Genomic DNA, 242 nt, shown 5'->3' with positions numbered 1-242 from the left:
GCCCCCACTGGCCGAGCCGGCTGGACCGGGCAGCAGGCGCAGATCAAGACCTTGGCCGAAGTCAGCGTCGAAGAGATCCCGCGTTTCTCCACGGCGTCCGGTGAGCTGGACCGCGTGCTCGGCGGTGGCCTGGTGGACGGTTCGGTGGTGCTGATCGGGGGCGACCCTGGCATCGGTAAATCGACCATCCTGTTGCAAACCCTGTGCAGCATCGCCAGTCGCTTGCCGGCGCTGTATGTCAC

General features: G+C 66.5%; 1 protein-coding gene. It reads left to right on the top strand.

The window, feature by feature from the left end:
* A partial coding sequence (locus tag KZZ04_RS20550) for an ATPase domain-containing protein (protein ID WP_219424084.1) occupies nt 1-242 on the top strand: 242 nt, incomplete at both ends.

The sequence above is a fragment of the Pseudoalteromonas sp. CR1 genome (assembly GCF_019392235.1).
Lineage (GTDB): Bacteria > Pseudomonadota > Gammaproteobacteria > Enterobacterales > Alteromonadaceae > Pseudoalteromonas.
The sequence above is the reverse complement of the archived record's forward strand: the minus strand, read 5'-3'. Positions and strand labels throughout refer to the sequence as shown.